A 16909-nucleotide genomic window follows, 5' to 3' on the forward strand; every position below is an offset into this window, starting at 1 on the left:
TCTAGAAGAAGCCGAGCTTCTTCGGCGAGTACGACACCAGGAGGTTCTTCGTCTGCTGGTAGTGGTCCAACATCATCCTGTGGGTCTCGCGGCCGATTCCGGACTGCTTGTAGCCCCCGAAGGCGCTGTGCGCCGGGTACTGGTGGTAGCAGTTCGTCCAGACGCGGCCCGCCTGGATCGCGCGGCCGGCGCGGTAGGCGGTGTTCATGTCCCGGGTCCATACGCCGGCGCCGAGGCCGTACAGCGTGTCGTTGGCGATCTCGATGGCGTCGTCGAAGTCGTCGAAGGACGTCACCGAGACGACCGGGCCGAAGATCTCCTCCTGGAAGATCCGCATCCGGTTGTCGCCCTCGAAGATGGTCGGCTGGACGTAGTAGCCGCCCTTCAACTCGCCTTCGTGTTCGATGCGTTCGCCGCCGGTCAGGACCCGCGCGCCCTCCTGTCGGCCGATGTCCAGGTAGGAGAGGATCTTCTCCAACTGGTCGTTGGAGGCCTGGGCGCCGATCATCGTGTCGGTGTCCAGGGGGTGGCCGGGCGTGATGAGTTCGGTGCGGGCGACGGCGGCCTGGACGAACTCGGCGTAGTGGCCGCGCTGGATCAGCGCCCGGGACGGGCAGGTGCACACCTCGCCCTGGTTGAGCGCGAACATCGTGAAGCCCTCGAGCGCCTTGTCGCGGAAGTCGTCCTGCGCCGCCGAGACGTCGTCGAAGAAGATGTTCGGCGACTTGCCGCCGAGCTCCAGCGTGACCGGCTTGATGTTCTCCGAGGCGTACTGCATGATCAGCCGCCCCGTCGTCGTCTCGCCGGTGAACGCCACCTTCGCCACCCGCGGGCTGGAGGCGAGCGGCTTGCCCGCCTCCACGCCGAAGCCGTTGACGATGTTCACCACGCCGGGCGGCAGCAGGTCGGCGATCAGGCTCATCCAGTAGTGGATGGAAGTCGGGGTCTGCTCGGCCGGCTTGAGGACGACCGCGTTGCCCGCGGCCAGCGCGGGCGCCAGCTTCCAGGCCGCCATCAGGATCGGGAAGTTCCACGGGATGATCTGCGCGACCACGCCGAGTGGCTCGTGGAAGTGGTACGCCACCGTGTCGTCGTCGATCTCGCCGAGCGAACCCTCCTGCGCCCGGATCGCGCCCGCGAAGTAGCGGAAGTGGTCGATGGCCAGCGGGATGTCGGCGGCCAGCGTCTCGCGGACCGGCTTGCCGTTCTCCCAGCTCTCGGCGACCGCCAGGGGTTCGAGATACGCCTCCATACGGTCGGCGATCCTCAGCAGGATGCCGGCGCGTTCGCCCACCGACGTCCGGCCCCAGCCCGGGGCGGCCGCGTGCGCCGCGTCCAGCGCCCGCTCGACGTCCTCCGCGGTTCCGCGCGCCACCTCCGTGAACGGCTGTCCGTTCACCGGCGACGGGTTCTCGAAGTACTGCCCGCGGGCCGGTGGCACGTACTCGCCGCCGATGAAGTGGTCGTAGCGCGCCTGGTAGGAGACGATCGCGCCCTCGGTGCCGGGCGCCGCGTAACGGGTCATCCTGGTCTGCCTCCCTCAGCAGCGCTGCCCGCCGTTGGGCAGCTCTCCGCGCGAGGCTAGGGACGCGGACGTTGCAACGACGTTGCGCCGGAGCGGGTACGTTCGGCGCGCCGGACCGCCGAGCCGTCAGCGGGGTGCCGGGCGGGACCATCCGGGTGGCGCCGCCAGCTCCGCCTCGAGTGCGGCGAGCCGGGCCCGGGCCGTCGCACTCGGCCGTACGGCGACGAGGGCCCGCCACACCTCCAGGTCGTCCTCGCCCCACGGTGCGCGCGCCCAGTCGGCCAGCAGGTCGGGGTCGCGGCGGGCGATCAGCGCGCCGCGCAGCCCGTCGGTGATGCGCTGCCGCAGCCGCACCACCGCCGGGGCCTGCGAGGCGGGCAGCAGCGGGCCGGCGTAGGCGGACGCGGCCGCCGCTACCGTCCCCGTCTCCAGCCGCCGTTCCACCACCGCCACGTCCGACCCCACCGGAACGGCGAGCCGGTACGGGCGCGAGGCGAGCAGACCCGGACCGAGCACCCGGCGCAGCCGGGCCAGCTCGGCCCGCAGCGTCACCGGTGTGACCGACTCGTCCTCGTACAGCGCGCACAGCAGCTCGTCCCCGGTCAGGCCCTCCGGGTGACGGGCCAGCAGCACCATGATCTCGCTGTGTCGGCGGCTCAGCCGTATGCCGCGACCGCCCACCACAAGCCGCGCCTCGTCGCGGCCCAGCGCGACCAGCTCGGGAGCGCCGGTGGCGGCCCCGGGCGGGCTGAGCAGCGCCAGCTGGGACTCGGCGGCCCGTGCCACCGCCTGCACGAAGCCGAGGCTGTGCGGGTGCGCGAGCCCGTCCCCGCCGGTGATGTCCACGGCGCCGAGGACCTGCCCGGTGCGCGGATCGTGCACCGGGGCCGCCGCGCAGGTCCAGGGCTGGACGCGCCGGATGAAGTGTTCGGCCGCGAACACCTGCACCGGCCGGTCGACGGCGACCGCGGTGCCCGGCGCGTTCGTCCCGACGGCGGACTCCGCCCAGCGTGCGCCGGGCACGAAGTTCATCCGGTCGGCCTTCCGCCGCGTCGCCGGATGGCCCTCCACCCACAGCAGCCTGCCGTGCGCGTCGCACACCGCGAGCAGGTGCTCCCCGTCGGAGGCGAACGAGCCCAGCAGCTCCCGGAACAGCGGCATCACGGGAGCCAGCGGGTGCTCCGCCCGATAGGCGCCGAGGTCACCGTCCGCGATCTCCACACGCGCGGCGCTGTCCGGCCCGACACCGGCCCGCGCGGAACGCCGCCACGAGTCGGCCACCACCGGGCGCACCGGACACGGCACCGTGCCCACCTCGGTGAACGTCTCGTGCGCCCGGCGCAGCGCCCGAACGCGCTCGGCAGGATCTGTCCCCGGCTCCAGGGCCACCCACGGATCGGTCAACTCGGCCTCCCCGGACGACGATGCGGCTGGTGCCATCGTCACCCTCGGTGTGCGCCCGGACAACCTCTTCGACCGGGCTCGCCGTCAGGCGAAGTTGACCAGTCTGATGTAGCGCACCCAGTCCCAGTACGGCCCGGGATCGGTGTGGTCGGTGCCCGGCACCTCGTGGTGCCCGATGATGTGCGCGCCGTCCTTGGGGATGCCGTATCTGTCGCAGACCGCAGCGGTGAGTCTGGCCGACTGCTCGTACAGGGCGTTGGTGAAGTAGGCGGGCTTGTCCACCCAGCCCTCGTGCTCGATGCCGATGCTGCGGGTGTTGTAGTCCCAGTTCCCCGCGTGCCAGGCGATGTCCGACTCGTGTACGCACTGCGCGACGTGTCCGTCGGCGGACCGGACGACGTAGTGGGCGGACACCTTCTTCTGCGGGTTCTGGAAGATGGCCAGGGTGTCGGTGTACGTCTCCTGTGTGACGTGGATGATCACCCGGTCGAGCGTGTAGGTCGTAGGCCGGTTGGACGCCGTGTAGTTGGAGCCGCTCGCCGGCTGCCACTCGGCGGGAGGGTGGTCGACGGCCTGCGTGCGCGCGCCGGCCCGCGGGGTGGGGAGTAAGGCGTGGGGAACGGCGGCGAGGGCGGCACTCTTGAGCAGCCGTCGTCTGCTGGGGAGGGGGCGGGCCAGGTCCATGGCGGTGACCTTTCTGTGGGGGAGTCGGGCGGTTCTGTGGGGAGGGGCGCCGGGTGGTGAGGGAGGCTTGTGAGGGTGTCGGCGGGGCCTGCGGGGACGTTCGCCGGCGAGCGGCACGCACTCGGCGCCGTCGGCGTCTCGCACAGCCGTGCGTGCGGTTTTCGGTGAGTCTCACGCACGGGCAGCCGCTCCTCACGGAGCCGGCCACGCACGTGTCGTCGGCGTCGTACAGGTTGGCGGACGGGGCTCGACGGCCCTTTGTTCCGTCGCTTCCCGTGGCATGCGCGTCCCTCGTCCACCGGAAACACTTGCCGTCGACCGGTACGACGGCAGCGCCTCGCGTGAATCACGGTATGAGGCTTGCGGGTTGGGCAGAAGAGTGCGACGGGAATCGGTGGACGGCCGAGGCATTGTGGAAAACTCGGCCACTCGAACGGGTGAAACGGGCCTGGAATCAGACGCGTTCGGCCACCGCCGCGGGGTTGTCGAGGACGTCTCGCACCACCGCGTGCGCGGCACCCAGCAGGGGGCCCTCCGGACCCAGCCGGGAGACGGACACCGGGCAGGCCCGTCCCGCGCTCCGGCTCGCCAACTCGGCCTCCAGGGAGGGCAGGAGCCAGGGCGCGAGCCCGGACAGCGCGCCGCCCAGCACGACGCTGCCGGGGTCGAGCAGATTGACGGCACCGGTCAGCGCGACGCCCAGCGCCGTGCCGGCGTCGCGCAGGGCGCGCCGTACGTTCTCGTCGCCCGCGGCGGCGCGGGTGGCGAGCAGCCCGACCCGGTCCTCGCCCGGTTCCAGACCGGCTGCCCGCAGCACGGCTTCCTCTCCGGCGTACTGCTCCAGGCAGCCGCGTCCGCCGCACGGGCAGGCGGGCCCTTCCGGTGCGACGGGCACATGCCCCAACTCGCCCGCGAAGCCGCGCGTTCCGCGCAGCAGGCGTCCGTCGACGACCACCGCGGCACCGATGCCGATCTCCGCCGACACGTGCAGGAAGTCACGCGGCATGCCCTTGCCGAGCCAGAGTTCCGCGAGCCCGCCGAAGTTGGCCTCGTTGTCCACGGTCAGGGGGAGGTCGCCCGGCAGCAGGGCGCCGAGGTCGGTGTCGTGCCAGCCGAGGTTGGGCGCCCGCACGACCGTACGGCCGTCCCGTGAGACCAGGCCGGGCACGGCGACCGACAGTCCCGCCGCCCACAGGTCCTGCCGCTCCGCCTCGGCGACGACCTGACGTATCAGCGCGGTGAGGTCCTTCGTCACCGGTTCGGGGGAGCGGCCCCGGTTCGTTCCCTGGCGCACCGCCCGTGCCCGTACCTGCCCGCGCAGGTCGACCACGCAGGCCGCGAGGTGGTCGACACCGACCTCCGCACCGACTCCGGCGGGACCGCACCCGCTGACGGCGAGGGCCGAGCCGGGGCGGCCCACGCGGCCGGGTCGCTCGGGGCCCAGTTCCTGAAGCAGTCCGGTCCGGATGAGCTCGTCGACGAGGGTCGACACCGCGGCACGGGTCAGTCCGATGCGCGACGCGACCGCCGCCCGTGACAGCGGTCCCTCTGCGCTGACGGTGTGCATGACCCGGGCTAGGTTGCGGCGGCGCATGCCCTGCTGGGTGTTGTCGGGCAGCGCGCGCCCGGGACCGGCCGGGCGAGCCTGGTGCAGCGGTGCGGTCATGCCTTCGTCGTCCTGGGTCGGTGTCCGTCGATGCGGTGTGTGCGGTGGCCGCCGGCAGGCGTCCGTCAGTCGGTCCGGGCGCCCCGCTCCAGCAGCGAAGCCGCATCGGAGAGTACCCCGGAGATCCTGGTCAGGGTCGCCTCGTCCCGCTCCACCGGCTCCAGTACGGGTCCGTCGGCCGTCTTCCAGCGGCGGGCGACGGCGGCCGGGTCCTCGCCGGTCAGCAGCCCCGCCGCCTGAGCCGCTGCGCCCAGCGCGACCAGCTCCTTGGCCTCGGGGACCTGGACCGGCCGCCCCGACAGTCGCCGTACGGTCTGCTGCCAGGCCGTGCCTCGGGCGCCGCCGCCGATCAGCAGCAGCGGGGTGGTGCGGTCGGCGTCCTGGTCGAGGACCAGGTCCAGCGCGCCCAGCAGGGCGTGCACGGCGCCGTCGTAGGCGGCCTGCAACAGCTGCCCGGGAGTGGTGTCGTGGCGCAACCCGTGGAGCAGGCCGGAGGCGTTCGGCAGGTTCGGGGTGCGTTCGCCGTCGAGGTAGGGGAGCAGGGTGACGGTGGTGCCGGGTTCGACGGCCTCGCGGTCCAGGCCCAGCAGGGCGGCCACGCGGTCGACGGCGAGCGTGCAGTTGAGGGTGCAGGCCAGCGGCAGCCAGTCGCCGCGTGCGTCGGCGAAACCCGCCACCGTTCCGGACGGGTCGGCCGGGCGGTGCCGGGACACCGCGTACACCGTGCCGGAGGTGCCGAGACTCAGCACCGGTGTTCCGGGTCGCAGCCCGAGGCCCAGCGCGGCGGCGGCGTTGTCGCCGGTGCCGGGAGCGACCAGGGTGCCCTTGGAGAACGGCAGGTCGTGGCTGTCGCGCACGGTCCCCGCCACCTCTCCGGGCCGCACCACGCGGGGCAGCAGCGCCGGATCGAGCCCCACATGGGCGAGCACCTCCTCGTCGTAGGCCTCGGTCGTGGACGCCCACCAGCCCGTACCCGAGGCGTCTCCCCGGTCGGTCGTGCCCAGGCCGGTCAGGCGTTCGGTGAGGTAGTCGTGGGGCAGGCGCACCGCCGCCGCCGACCGGGCCGCCTCCGGCTCGTGCTCGGCCAGCCAGGCCCACTTCGTGACGGTGAAGGAGACGCCGGGCACGCTGCCGGTCCGCTCCGCCCAGGTCTTCGGACCACCCAGCTCCTCGACGAGACGGCGGGCCTGCGGGGCCGAGCGCACGTCGTTCCACAGCAGGGCCGGCCGCACCGGGTCGCCGTGGGCGTCCAGGGTGACCAGTCCGTGCTGCTGGCCGGCGATCGATACGGCGGCGGCCTCGTGCGCCGTCTCCCCGCACTGGTGCAGCGCCGCGCACAGGGCGTCCCACCACTGGCGCGGGTCGCTCTCGCGGCCGGCTCCGGAGGAGACGGAGTGCGGCGCCTGGCCGCTTGCCACCACCTGCCCGGTGGCCGCGTCGACGACGAGCACCTTGGTGGACTGCGTGGACGAGTCCACACCGACGACGAGCGGACCCTCGGCTGCTGACATCGCCCTCTCCTCTTTTCGGCCTGTGCCTTCCTGTGCCTTCCCAGGAAGGCACAGGCATACTAATTTGTAAATCGCCATGACGAAATAGTCGCAAGCGAGCAAGGAGCCGCGGCATGAGCTACCAGCCCACCCCCGAGGACAGGTTCACCTTCGGCCTGTGGACCGTCGGCTGGCAGGGACGGGACCCGTTCGGCGACGCCACCCGCCGCGCCCTCGACCCGGTCGAGACGGTGCAGCGCCTGGCCGAACTCGGCGCACACGGAGTGACCTTCCACGACGACGACCTGATCCCCTTCGGGTCCTCCGACACCGAGCGCGAGTCGCACATCAAGCGCTTCCGGCAGGCGCTCGACGCGACCGGCATGACCGTGCCGATGGCCACCACCAACCTCTTCACGCACCCCGTCTTCAAGGACGGCGCGTTCACCGCCAACGACCGCGACGTGCGCCGCTACGCGCTGCGCAAGACGATCCGCAACATCGACCTGGCGGCCGAGCTGGGCGCGAAGACGTACGTGGCCTGGGGTGGCCGCGAGGGTGCCGAGTCCGGCGCCGCCAAGGACGTGCGCGCCGCGCTCGACCGCATGAAGGAGGCCTTCGACCTCCTCGGCGAGTACGTCACCTCCCAGGGCTACGACCTCCGCTTCGCCATCGAGCCCAAGCCGAACGAGCCGCGCGGCGACATCCTGCTGCCCACCGTCGGCCACGCGCTCGCGTTCATCGAGCGCCTGGAGCGCCCGGAGCTGTACGGCGTGAATCCCGAGGTCGGCCACGAGCAGATGGCCGGGCTCAACTTCCCGCACGGCATCGCCCAGGCCCTGTGGGCGGGCAAGCTCTTCCACATCGACCTCAACGGCCAGTCCGGCATCAAGTACGACCAGGACCTGCGCTTCGGCGCCGGTGACCTGCGCGCCGCCTTCTGGCTCGTCGACCTGCTGGAGAGCGCCGGCTACGACGGCCCGCGCCACTTCGACTTCAAGCCGCCGCGGACCGAGGACCTGGACGGCGTGTGGGCGTCGGCCGCCGGCTGCATGCGCAACTACCTCATCCTCAAGGAGCGTTCGGCCGCCTTCCGCGCCGACTCGGAGGTCCGGGAGGCCCTGCGCGCCTCCCGGCTGGACCAGCTGGCGCAGCCCACGGCGGCGGACGGCCTGCAGACGCTGCTCGCGGACCGTTCGGCCTTCGAGGAGTTCGACGTGGAGGCGGCAGCCGCGCGCGGGATGGCCTTCGAGCGGCTCGACCAGCTGGCGATGGATCACCTGCTGGGGGCGCGCGGCTGACATCGCGGGCGTCCGATCCGGGGCACGCACGCGGGTGTGTGTCCCGGGCACGGGCACGCCATGCGCGCGTCCGTTCCGGGCGGCACCCACGGAAACCGCTGATGCCCGGTCCCCGTGCGGAATGCCGCGGAACCGTGCGGTCCATGCCATGGGTCCGTACCGACTTCCGCGCGCGAACCGCGCGTTGTCCGCTGCTCGGCGACGATGGGCGGTATGGCCATTCCGCCCGTACCGCCTCGTCCGCCCGAGCCGCCCAGGCGCAGGAATCCGCTCTTCGTCCTCCTCACCGTGCTCGTGGCCGCCGGTGCGGTCGCCGTAGTGCTGGTACTGGCCTTCTCGAAGAGCGGCTCGGAGGACGGGAGACCGCCCGCAGGCAGCAGCCCGAGCACGAGCCTCTCGCCCCGCCCCACCCTGAGCCTGCCCAGCTCCCTGCCGTCCGGCTTCCCCAGCTCACTGCCCTCGGGCTTCCCGAGCAGCCTGCCGAGCGGCATCCCGAGCGACCTGCGATCGTTGCTCCCCTCCCTGGACGGCGACGGGCTGCCGTGACGGCGGGCCAGGGCCGGCAGGGCAGCCGTACGCGGCTCACTCCTCCTGCCCCGGGTCCCGCTCCGTCGCGGCCAGCGCCGTCACCGGGTCCCGGCCGGCGCCGCCGGCCGGCACCCAGTGGCCCTGCTCCTTCCGGTAGGGCCACCAGCGGCCGTCCCGCCCGAGGCGGAGCTGGCGGTCCTCGCCGACGACGGTCCAGCGGTTGCCCTCGGCCCGCAGCGACGGCCGTTCGTCCTGCTCCCAGGCCGACTCGACAGCGGCACACGCGCGTGCGTGGGCCTCGCCGTCGGGCGTCCACTCCTCCTCGAGCGCGGACAGGCCGGCCGAACCTCCGAACCGCCAGGCGAGTACGGCCCGTGCCAGCTCCTGCCTGTCGCGCCCCGAACCCTCGGCGAGCCGGTCCAGCACGGCGCCGTCGGAGGCGCCCGCTGCCAGGCGTACGGCGTCCTGGGCGAGGGTCGGCTCCACGACCGGCGTGTGCTTCCCGGCCGGCGCGTGTTCCCCGGTCGCGGTCTGCAGCGTCTCGCCGAGCCGCAGGTGCGCCGCCACGGCGGTCTGTGCCGCCAGGAACTCCAGCGCGGCAGGATCGACCCCGGGCGCCGGCGGGGCCTCGGTGTCCAGGGACGGCGGCGAGCCCGGTGCCGCGGGCGGTTCGGGCAGGGGCGGCAGGGGAGGCAGTACGAACGCCGCCGCGTAGGCTTCCGCGGCGTCCACACCGTCCGGCGGGGGCGGCCCGTCGTCGTCCGCGCTGTCACGGGCCCGGAGCTCGGCGAACAGGGCTCGTTCGTCCCGGCCGCGCATCAGCAACAGGACGAACGGATCCTGGTCCAGCAGCTGCGCCATCATGTGGCAGAGCGCCGTGGTGTGCCCGCAGTGGTCCCAGGCGCCGCAGTCGCACTCCGGTTCCAGATCGCCGATCCCGGGCAGCAGTTCGATCCCCGCGGCCGCCACGTCCTCCACGAGGTGCGGCGGCAACTCGCGGTCGAGCAGCGCCGCCAGGTGCCCGGACCGTTCGACGGCCACGTTCAGGAACCGGGCCCACTCGCCGTCGGACAGTTCCTCCAGCAGGACGTCCGCGCGGTGCGCCGTACGGTCGCGCTCGTGCACCACGGCCGTGATCCGGCCCGGGCGCACCGACACCGCGCCCACCGCTCCCGCGCGGGCGAGCCTGCGGCCGGCCCTCACCTGCTCGGTGTCGAGAACCGTGTCCTCGAGCGCCTTCAGCCAGGCATGGCCCCACCACGTGCCGGCAAAACCACGCCCGCGCGCGGGCGGCAGCGCGGCGAACGTGCGCACCTGGTCGGTGCGGTGCTCCGTCATCGCCATCCTCCTCGCAGCTCCACCAGGTCGGCCAGCTCCTTGTCCGTCAATTCGGTGAGCGCGGCCTCGTCCGAACCCAGGACCGCGTCGGCCAGTTCCCGCTTTCGGTGCAACAGGTCGGCGATACGGTCTTCGATCGTGCCCTCGGTGATCAGCCGGTGCACCTGCACGGGCCTGTCCTGCCCGATCCGGTACGCCCGGTCGGTGGCCTGCGCCTCGACGGCGGGATTCCACCAGCGGTCGTAGTGCACGACGTGTTCCGCGCGCGTGAGGTTCAGCCCGGTGCCCGCGGCCTTCAACGACAGCAGGAACACCGGGACTTCGCCGGCCTGGAAGTGCAGGACCATGGCCTCCCGCTCGGCGACGGGTGTGCCGCCGTGCAGGAACTGCGACCGCACACCGCGTGCCGTCAGGTGCCGTTCGAGCAGGCGCGCCATCTGCACGTACTGGGTGAAGACCAGCACGCTCGCCCCCTCGGCGAGGATGGTGTCGAGCAGTTCGTCCAGCAGCTCCAGCTTCCCGGAGCGGCCGGCGATTCGCGGGCGGTCCTCCTTGAGGAACTGCGCCGGATGGTTGCAGATCTGCTTCAGGCCGGTCAGCAGCTTCACGATCAGGCCGCGCCGCGTCATGTCCTCGGCGCCGGAGATCTCCGCGAGCGTCTCGCGGACCAGGGCCTCGTACAGGCCCGTCTGTTCCGCGGTGAGCGACACCGCGCGGTCGGTCTCGGTCTTCGGCGGCAGTTCGGGGGCGATCCCCGGGTCCGACTTGCGGCGCCGCAGCAGGAACGGGCCGACGAGCCGGGCCAGTCGCTCGGCGGCTGCCGGATCCCGGCCGCTCTCGACGGCTTGCGCGTAGCCGGTGCGGAAGGTGCCGAGCCGGCCCAGCAGCCCGGGCGTCGCCCAGTCGAGGATCGCCCACAGCTCGGACAGGTTGTTCTCCACCGGGGTGCCGGTGAGCGCCACGCGTGCGCGTGCGCCGATGGAACGCAACTGCCGGGCCGTCGCGGAGTACGGGTTCTTCACGTGCTGGGCCTCGTCCGCCACGACCATGCCCCACGCCACCTCGGCCAGGCGCCGCGCGTCCAGGCGCATGGTGCCGTACGTGGTGAGGACGAACTCCCCGTCGGCCAGGCCCTCCAGGTCGCGCCGCGAGCCGTGGAAGCGCCGTACGGGCGTGCCGGGCGCGAACCTCTCGATCTCCCGCTGCCAGTTGCCCATCAGCGACGTCGGGCACACCACGAGGGTCGGTCCGGCGGCCGCCGGGTCGCCGCGGCGGTGCAGGTGCAGCGCGATCAGCGTGATCGTCTTGCCGAGGCCCATGTCGTCGGCCAGGCAGCAGCCCAATCCCAGCGACGTCATCCGGGCCAGCCAGTCGAGTCCGCGCAACTGGTAGTCGCGCAGGCGGGCGGCGAGCGCGGCCGGCTGTCCGACCGGCTCCTGTGCCTCCGGGGCGGCGAGCCGGTCCCGGAGGGTCGCCAGCCATCCTGCGGGCCGGACCTCGACCCGGTGGCCGTCGACCTCCGCGGAGCCGGTCAGGGTGGCGCCCAGCGCCTCCATGGGCGTGATCCTGCGGTCCTGCCGGGCACGAGCGCGGCGCAGCTCCTCGGGGTCCACCAGGATCCACTGGTCGCGCAGCCGCACGAGGGGCCGGTCGGCCTCCGCCAGGCGGTCCAGCTCCTCCCGGGTGAGCCGCTGGTCGCCCAGCGCGAACCACCAGTCGAAGGCGAGCAGGGCGTCGGCGGACAGGATTGTGCGGGAATCCGGCAGTGCGCCCCCGGAACCGCCGTCGCCGTCCTGGGGCCCGATCGTGGCTCCGGACAGCAGCCCACGAACCAGCCCTGTGGGCCAGTGCACGTCCACCCCGGTCTCGGCGAGGGCACGGGCGCCCTCGCCGAGGAGTTCGGTGACCTCCTCGGCGACGAGCTCGACGGCATGCGGTGCGGTCGCCGACAGCAGCGGCGTCAACGCGGGCCACGAACGGGCCGCGCGGCGCAGCGCGAGCAGGACGTCCGTCCGCACACGCGGGCCGAACACCTCGCCCGAGCGGCCCGGTTCGGCCCAGATCTCGGCGGCGTCGACGACCCGCGCGGGATCGTTGACGCTGTGCACCTGCAGCACCGCGCGGAACCGCGGTTCCGTCTCGTGCTGCCCGGCGGACTCGAGCCCGGGCACCTCGACGCGCAGCGAGATCCTCGAGCCCGCGTCGTGGACCGCGGCGACGTCGGCGGCCCAGGCCCGCTGCTCCGGGATGTGCCGTGCCTCCAGTGCCGCGTAGGCCGCACCTCCTGTGACGAGGGGTGCGGCGGGGGAGCGGGGCAAGGTGTCGGCCACCGCGTCGATGAAGGCCCGCAGCAGTCGCTCGGGGGCGGGCAGCCGCAGCGGCTCGGTGCCGCCGACCGGGACGGCGTGCGCCTCGGGCGGCATCGAGGCGGCCAGCGTGCGGATGTCCTCCGCGTCCTGGCCGTGCAGCGGAGCCGCGCGCCAGGCGTCGTGATCGCCGGCGGACAGCCCTGGCAACAGCAGACCCCGCGCCACGAGATGCAGGCCCAGTACGGCCGCCGCGCCCCAGAAGATGCCGGCGCGGTGGCCCCGCTCGGTGACACGCGCGTGCGTGAGGACCGGCAGGGCCGTACGCACGGGAAGTACGGCAGCCGTCACGGTCACCGCCTCCACGCCGCTGCCACGGGGGACGACGACCGTCATCTCCTCCACGGCTGCGGAGGCCGTGGCCGGGGGAGCGGAGCCGTCGGGGAGCCAGAAGGCGACCCGGCCGGCGCGGGCGGGGTCCGCCGGAACGAACACCGCACAGCAGCGGGCCAGTTCGGAGATCTCGGACGGTGTTGCCGCGGGAGCCCTCTGCACAGCGATGCCGATTCCTCAAATTTGACTACCTGGGTTGGGTCGCCGAGGCTACAGCACACAGGCGGACCACCGGGAACGATGTGACAGTGACGCGGGTCACCGCGCGGGCAAAGAGGTCCCGCCACTCCGTGGCCCGGAGCGACCAGTAGGTGGCGCGTCTCAGGGACGTCTCAGGGTCGCGGTCCGGAACCGCCGGGAGCGCGGGGCCGTTGTCATGGCAGAGAGCGGCAGTGGCCGCGAAGGAGGCGACAGATGTCGAAGAACGCGAAGATCGCCGCGGGAGGAGTGGCGGTCGGGCTCATCCTGCTGATCTGGCTGCCCTGGTGGGCCGCCCTCCTGATAGTCCTGGGAGTCCCGGCCGCCGCGTACCTCGCGCTGGACCCCTCCCAGCGGCGTCGGCTGCGCCGCGTCACCCGTAGGGAGCTCGGCCGCTGAAGCGCTACCGCCCCGGCGCGCCGTTGCCGCCCCGGGCGCAGGAGCCGATCACATCGCCGTTCGCGGGCCTGCCGACGGTCCGGTCCGCGGGCGGCCGGACACCGCGCTCCACCCACGCCACCAGCGCGTCGAACGCCGACCGGTAGCGGGGCAGGACCGGCCGCAGCCGGTCGGGACGGGTGCTGTACAGCCCGTCGACGTGCGTGCCGTCCTGGACGGCGCAGTACCGGTGCAGCCCGCCTCGTCCGCTCGCGTCGACCATGCGCGCGTACACGCCCGAGTCCGTCGTCCTGGGCAGCAGCGTCCAGATCGCCGTGCAGTGTGATCAGGGGTCTGCCGATCCGCCCGGTCGGCGCCACGCGGGCCACCGCCCGGTGGACGGAGGCGGGGCGCGAGGCGTGGTCGTAGACCGCGTCGGAGTCGCACGGCGCCAGGATCCGCTCCGGCGTGGTCCCGGCGGACGGCCCGGGACAGGCCGGGGCGTACCCGGGGTCGAACTCGGCGTCGGTGGGGACAGCACGGGCGGGTGAAGCCCAGGGGCTGCCCCATCGTGCGGGCCGATTCCCCCGTCATCCATGGGTTGGCACCACATGGAGCGATGCCTCGTCATGGGGAGGCAAGACATGCGTCAGGAGGGAAGTGCCGTAGGGGTACGGGAGATCAGAGGGGGCGCACCGCCAGCTTGTCGAGGGCCTCCAGCAGACCGGGCAGCTCCGGGCCCCGGCCGATCGGCAGCACTTCGCCGGGCTCGTCGTCGAGCAGCACGAAGGCGATGTCGTCGGTGCGGGCCACCATCGACCAGCCGGGACCGTCGGCCCGCAGGGTACGTGCGTCGCCTGTCGCGAAGGACGACCGTACACGGCCCAGCGGCGGCGGCGAGTCCACGTACGAGCGGACCTCCGTCAGGACGCGGCGGATGCCGCTGTGGCGCGGGGACGCCTCCCCACCGGTGCCGTCCAACGGCTCGCCGCCGTCCGCCGCGTCGGCCGGATCACCGTCCTTCGCGGTCCCGCCGGCCGGGTCCTGGAAGTCGGCGTCGTCGACCTGCTCGCGCCACACCGCCCACTGCAGTGCGATCTCGTCGGCGCCCAGCCGACGCTGGGCGGGCCCCCAGGTGCTGGTGTCCGGCGGGGACAGCACGGGCGCGTCCGAGAGCTCCGGATCCGGGTCGTGCGGCGCGGGCACGCCGGGAGCGGCCACGGCGACGGCGAGGGGCCAGCCCGGCAGCGCGGCGACGACCGTGCGCTCGTCGGGCGACAGGTCGTATTCCATGCCGCAGTCCCAGGACGCGATGGCCACGGCGACCAGCGACACGTCGTCGATGACCACCGTCCACCGCGCCCCGTCGCCGTCCTGACCGAGCACCAGGCCGTACCCGTCGGCGAGGGGTGCGAGACCGAGCGCCGCGCAGGCCTCCGGATAGTCGTCGCCCAGCACACTCGGGAACTGCGCCGGTGTCAGCAGTACCGCAGTGAGCACATAGAGCGCATCGTCCGCGGCGGCGATGGCGTCCTCGTCCGTCCCGGCCATCCCAGCCTCCCCATCGGTTCGTCCAACGGCGCGCACCCTAGTGCGAGTGGAAGGCGGTTGTCACGACTCCTGTGCGCTCCCGGACCTGCAGTTTTCCGCCTGGAGGTGGGCGAAACGGCCCTCGTCCGTCCGCCGCTTCAGGCCGCCGGAAGGCCCAGCAGCGCCCGGGCCACCGTTCCGGGCGGCTCGTTCCGCTCCCGCGCCAGGGCGATCACGGCCCGGCACGCCAGCTCGCTCACCCCGAACGAGAGCGCCTCCGGAGACACCCAGCCGGCGGCCTCGTCGATACGTTCCTGGTCGTCCTCGGCGCAGGCGGCCACATAGGCGGCAGCGGCCTCGAACAGGTTGGGCGTGCGGCCGCCCCGGCCGCGGCCCGCCTCCGCCCGCGCGGAGGTGACGATTCTGGCGACGGACTTGCGAAGCCTGCCGAACACGCGGACACCTTCCCCCTCCGTGGCTTCCGACGCTGACCGTTCGTCTGCTGCTACTCAACGTAGGATCGGAGCCGGCACAGCAGAAGGGGGGCGGCGTGGCGAAGCGCTTCGAGCGGCTGGAACAGATCCGCACCATGGACCCGGTGGCGGACGCGACCGAGATCTACCGGCTCACCTCCGCCTACGAGTTCCCCTGGGACTTCACCCGTTCCCTGGAGCTCGCCCTCTACCGCACGTACGCGGTCCCGAGCATCGGCCGACTGCTGGCCGAGACGGCGGAACTCACCGACCGCGCGCAGAAGCGCTACGACGACACCTCCCTGCTCCTCGACGCCGTGGTCGAGCACGGCTTCGCGAGTGAACAGGGCCGCACCGCGATCCGGCGCATCAACCGGATGCACCGCAGCTACGACATCAGCAACGACGACATGCGGTACGTACTGTGCACGTTCGTCGTCATGCCCAGGCGCTGGATCGACGCGTACGGCTGGCGCAAACTCTCCCGGCACGAGGTCGTCGCGTCCACCGTCCACTACCGCACGCTCGGCCGGCACATGGGTATAAGGGACATCCCCGAGTCGTACGAGGAGTTCGAGGCTCACCTCGATGCCCACGAGAAGGCCCACTTCGGCTGGGACGAGCAGGCCCGAAGGGTCTCCGACGCCACCCTCGACCTGATGACCTCCTGGTACCCGCGTCCGCTCGCGCCCCTGCTGCGCAACGCGACCCTCGCCCTGCTAGACGAACCGCTGCTGCGGGCCTTCCGCTATGCGCCCCCGAGCGCCCTCACCCGCGCCCTGGTGCGCCGCGCGGTACGCGCCCGGGGACGCGCCGTGCGCCTGCTGCCGCCGCGCCGCGCCCCGCACTTCGCGCGCCAGAACTGGGAGATCAAGAGCTACCCGGACGGCTACCGGCTGGCCGACCTCGGCACCCACCCGGTCCCCGGCGTACGGGGCTGCCCCGTGCGGCACATCGGCGGTTCGGCGGCCGGCCCCGGCCAGTGAGCCTGCCGAGGAGCGTGAGCAGGGCCGGCCGGGTCAGTCCTCGCGTACAGCCAGCGCCAGGAAGCGGGCTTCCTCGTCGACATAGGACGTCATGCACCACCCCGAACCGGCGAGCAGCGGCCGCAGGTTGGGCTCAGCCCGAAGGTCGTCCGGGGTGAGCTGCCGGCCCTGACGTGCCGCGAGCGCCTCCCGTCCGATCGGGTGGAACAGCGCCAGCGTGCCGCCGGGACGCACCACGCGCCGCAACTCCCGCAGGTTCTCCGCGGGATGCGGCAGGTGCGCGATGAGACCCGCGGCGAACACGACATCGAACGACCCCGGCCTGAGCGGCAGCGCACCGACGTCGGCGAGCAGCAGATGCCCGTCCCGGTCCCGCCCGGCCCGTACGGCGGCCCGCAGCATGGCCGGCGTCAGATCGGCGCCCACGACGACTCCCGAGCGGCCCACGGCCGCGCGCAGCGGCGGCAGGGCGCGCCCGGTGCCGCATCCCGCGTCGAGGACGCGGCCGCCCTCGCGCAGCCCGAGCTCGGCGACCGCGGCCGCGTAGACGGGGCCGTCGTCGGGGAACCTGCTGTCCCAGTCGGCGGCGCGCGCGGTGAAGAACTCCTGGACGTGTGCGTGGTCCTCGCTCATCGGAATCTCCTTGCGTGGAAACCCCGTCCTTCAGGACGGGGTGGGGGTACCGCCCGCTTGCGGGGGAGGAACACAT

The 16909-nt window shown here is 73.1% G+C and carries 14 protein-coding genes and 1 pseudogene; 4 read left to right on the forward strand and 11 right to left on the reverse strand.

Features of this window, described 5'->3' with window-relative positions:
* Position 1 precedes the first annotated feature (1 nt).
* The 5 genes from exaC to xylB all read right to left on the reverse strand — a co-directional run bounded on the left by exaC (position 2) and on the right by xylB (position 6790).
* Positions 2-1525: an acetaldehyde dehydrogenase ExaC gene (gene exaC / locus ACX25U_RS32665; protein ID WP_454385368.1), complete on the reverse strand. Its 1524-nt coding sequence runs from the start codon at positions 1523-1525 to the stop codon at positions 2-4.
* A gap of 126 nt (positions 1526-1651) precedes the next feature.
* Positions 1652-2965, reverse strand: a complete 1314-nt coding sequence (locus tag ACX25U_RS32670) for a GAF domain-containing protein (RefSeq protein WP_454385370.1) — start codon at positions 2963-2965, stop codon at positions 1652-1654.
* Positions 2966-3013: 48 nt separating this feature from the next.
* Positions 3014-3613: an N-acetylmuramoyl-L-alanine amidase gene (locus tag ACX25U_RS32675; RefSeq protein WP_454385372.1), complete on the reverse strand. Its 600-nt coding sequence runs from the start codon at positions 3611-3613 to the stop codon at positions 3014-3016.
* A 454-nt stretch (positions 3614-4067) separates the two neighbouring features.
* A complete protein-coding gene (locus ACX25U_RS32680) occupies positions 4068-5279 on the reverse strand; it encodes an ROK family protein (protein WP_454385373.1) in 1212 nt (403 codons plus the stop codon).
* Positions 5280-5344: 65 nt separating this feature from the next.
* A complete protein-coding gene (gene xylB, locus ACX25U_RS32685) occupies positions 5345-6790 on the reverse strand; it encodes a xylulokinase (protein ID WP_454385375.1) in 1446 nt (481 codons plus the stop codon).
* Between the two features lie 113 nt (positions 6791-6903).
* On the opposite strand from xylB, the gene xylA reads away from it, so the two are divergent.
* Positions 6904-8070, forward strand: coding sequence for a xylose isomerase (gene xylA, locus ACX25U_RS32690; protein ID WP_454385377.1), 1167 nt, complete (start codon positions 6904-6906; stop codon positions 8068-8070).
* A gap of 213 nt (positions 8071-8283) precedes the next feature.
* Positions 8284-8616: a hypothetical protein gene (locus ACX25U_RS32695; protein WP_454385379.1), complete on the forward strand. Its 333-nt coding sequence runs from the start codon at positions 8284-8286 to the stop codon at positions 8614-8616.
* A gap of 36 nt (positions 8617-8652) precedes the next feature.
* Here ACX25U_RS32695 and ACX25U_RS32700 read toward each other — a convergent pair whose 3' ends face one another.
* Positions 8653-9936, reverse strand: coding sequence for an SWIM zinc finger family protein (locus ACX25U_RS32700; protein ID WP_454385381.1), 1284 nt, complete (start codon positions 9934-9936; stop codon positions 8653-8655).
* The gene (locus ACX25U_RS32705) at positions 9933-12797 is read right to left on the reverse strand and encodes a DEAD/DEAH box helicase (RefSeq protein WP_454385383.1); all 2865 of its coding nucleotides are present in this window, start codon (positions 12795-12797) and stop codon (positions 9933-9935) included. The genes ACX25U_RS32700 and ACX25U_RS32705 overlap by 4 nt, the downstream gene beginning before the upstream one ends.
* Before the next feature lie 252 nt (positions 12798-13049).
* On the opposite strand from ACX25U_RS32705, the gene ACX25U_RS32710 reads away from it, so the two are divergent.
* Positions 13050-13232, forward strand: coding sequence for a hypothetical protein (locus tag ACX25U_RS32710; RefSeq protein ID WP_454385385.1), 183 nt, complete (start codon positions 13050-13052; stop codon positions 13230-13232).
* 4 nt (positions 13233-13236) lie between these two features.
* Here the strand turns inward: ACX25U_RS32710 and ACX25U_RS32715 are convergent.
* The 3 genes and pseudogenes from ACX25U_RS32715 to ACX25U_RS32725 all read right to left on the reverse strand — a co-directional run.
* Positions 13237-13735: pseudogene (locus ACX25U_RS32715) on the reverse strand (tannase/feruloyl esterase family alpha/beta hydrolase); the annotation flags it as partial.
* Between the two features lie 157 nt (positions 13736-13892).
* Positions 13893-14762, reverse strand: coding sequence for a hypothetical protein (locus tag ACX25U_RS32720; protein WP_454385386.1), 870 nt, complete (start codon positions 14760-14762; stop codon positions 13893-13895).
* Positions 14763-14899: 137 nt separating this feature from the next.
* Positions 14900-15196, reverse strand: coding sequence for a hypothetical protein (locus ACX25U_RS32725; protein WP_454385388.1), 297 nt, complete (start codon positions 15194-15196; stop codon positions 14900-14902).
* Between the two features lie 134 nt (positions 15197-15330).
* On the opposite strand from ACX25U_RS32725, the gene ACX25U_RS32730 reads away from it, so the two are divergent.
* Entirely contained in the window at positions 15331-16200 is an 870-nt protein-coding gene (locus tag ACX25U_RS32730; protein WP_454394618.1) for an oxygenase MpaB family protein, read from the forward strand.
* Positions 16201-16233: 33 nt separating this feature from the next.
* On the opposite strand, the gene ACX25U_RS32735 is transcribed toward ACX25U_RS32730, so the two are convergent.
* The gene (locus ACX25U_RS32735; protein WP_454385390.1) at positions 16234-16833 is read right to left on the reverse strand and encodes a methyltransferase domain-containing protein; all 600 of its coding nucleotides are present in this window, start codon (positions 16831-16833) and stop codon (positions 16234-16236) included.
* Positions 16834-16909: the final 76 nt, after the last annotated feature.

Source organism: Streptomyces sp. JNUCC 63 (assembly GCF_054366325.1).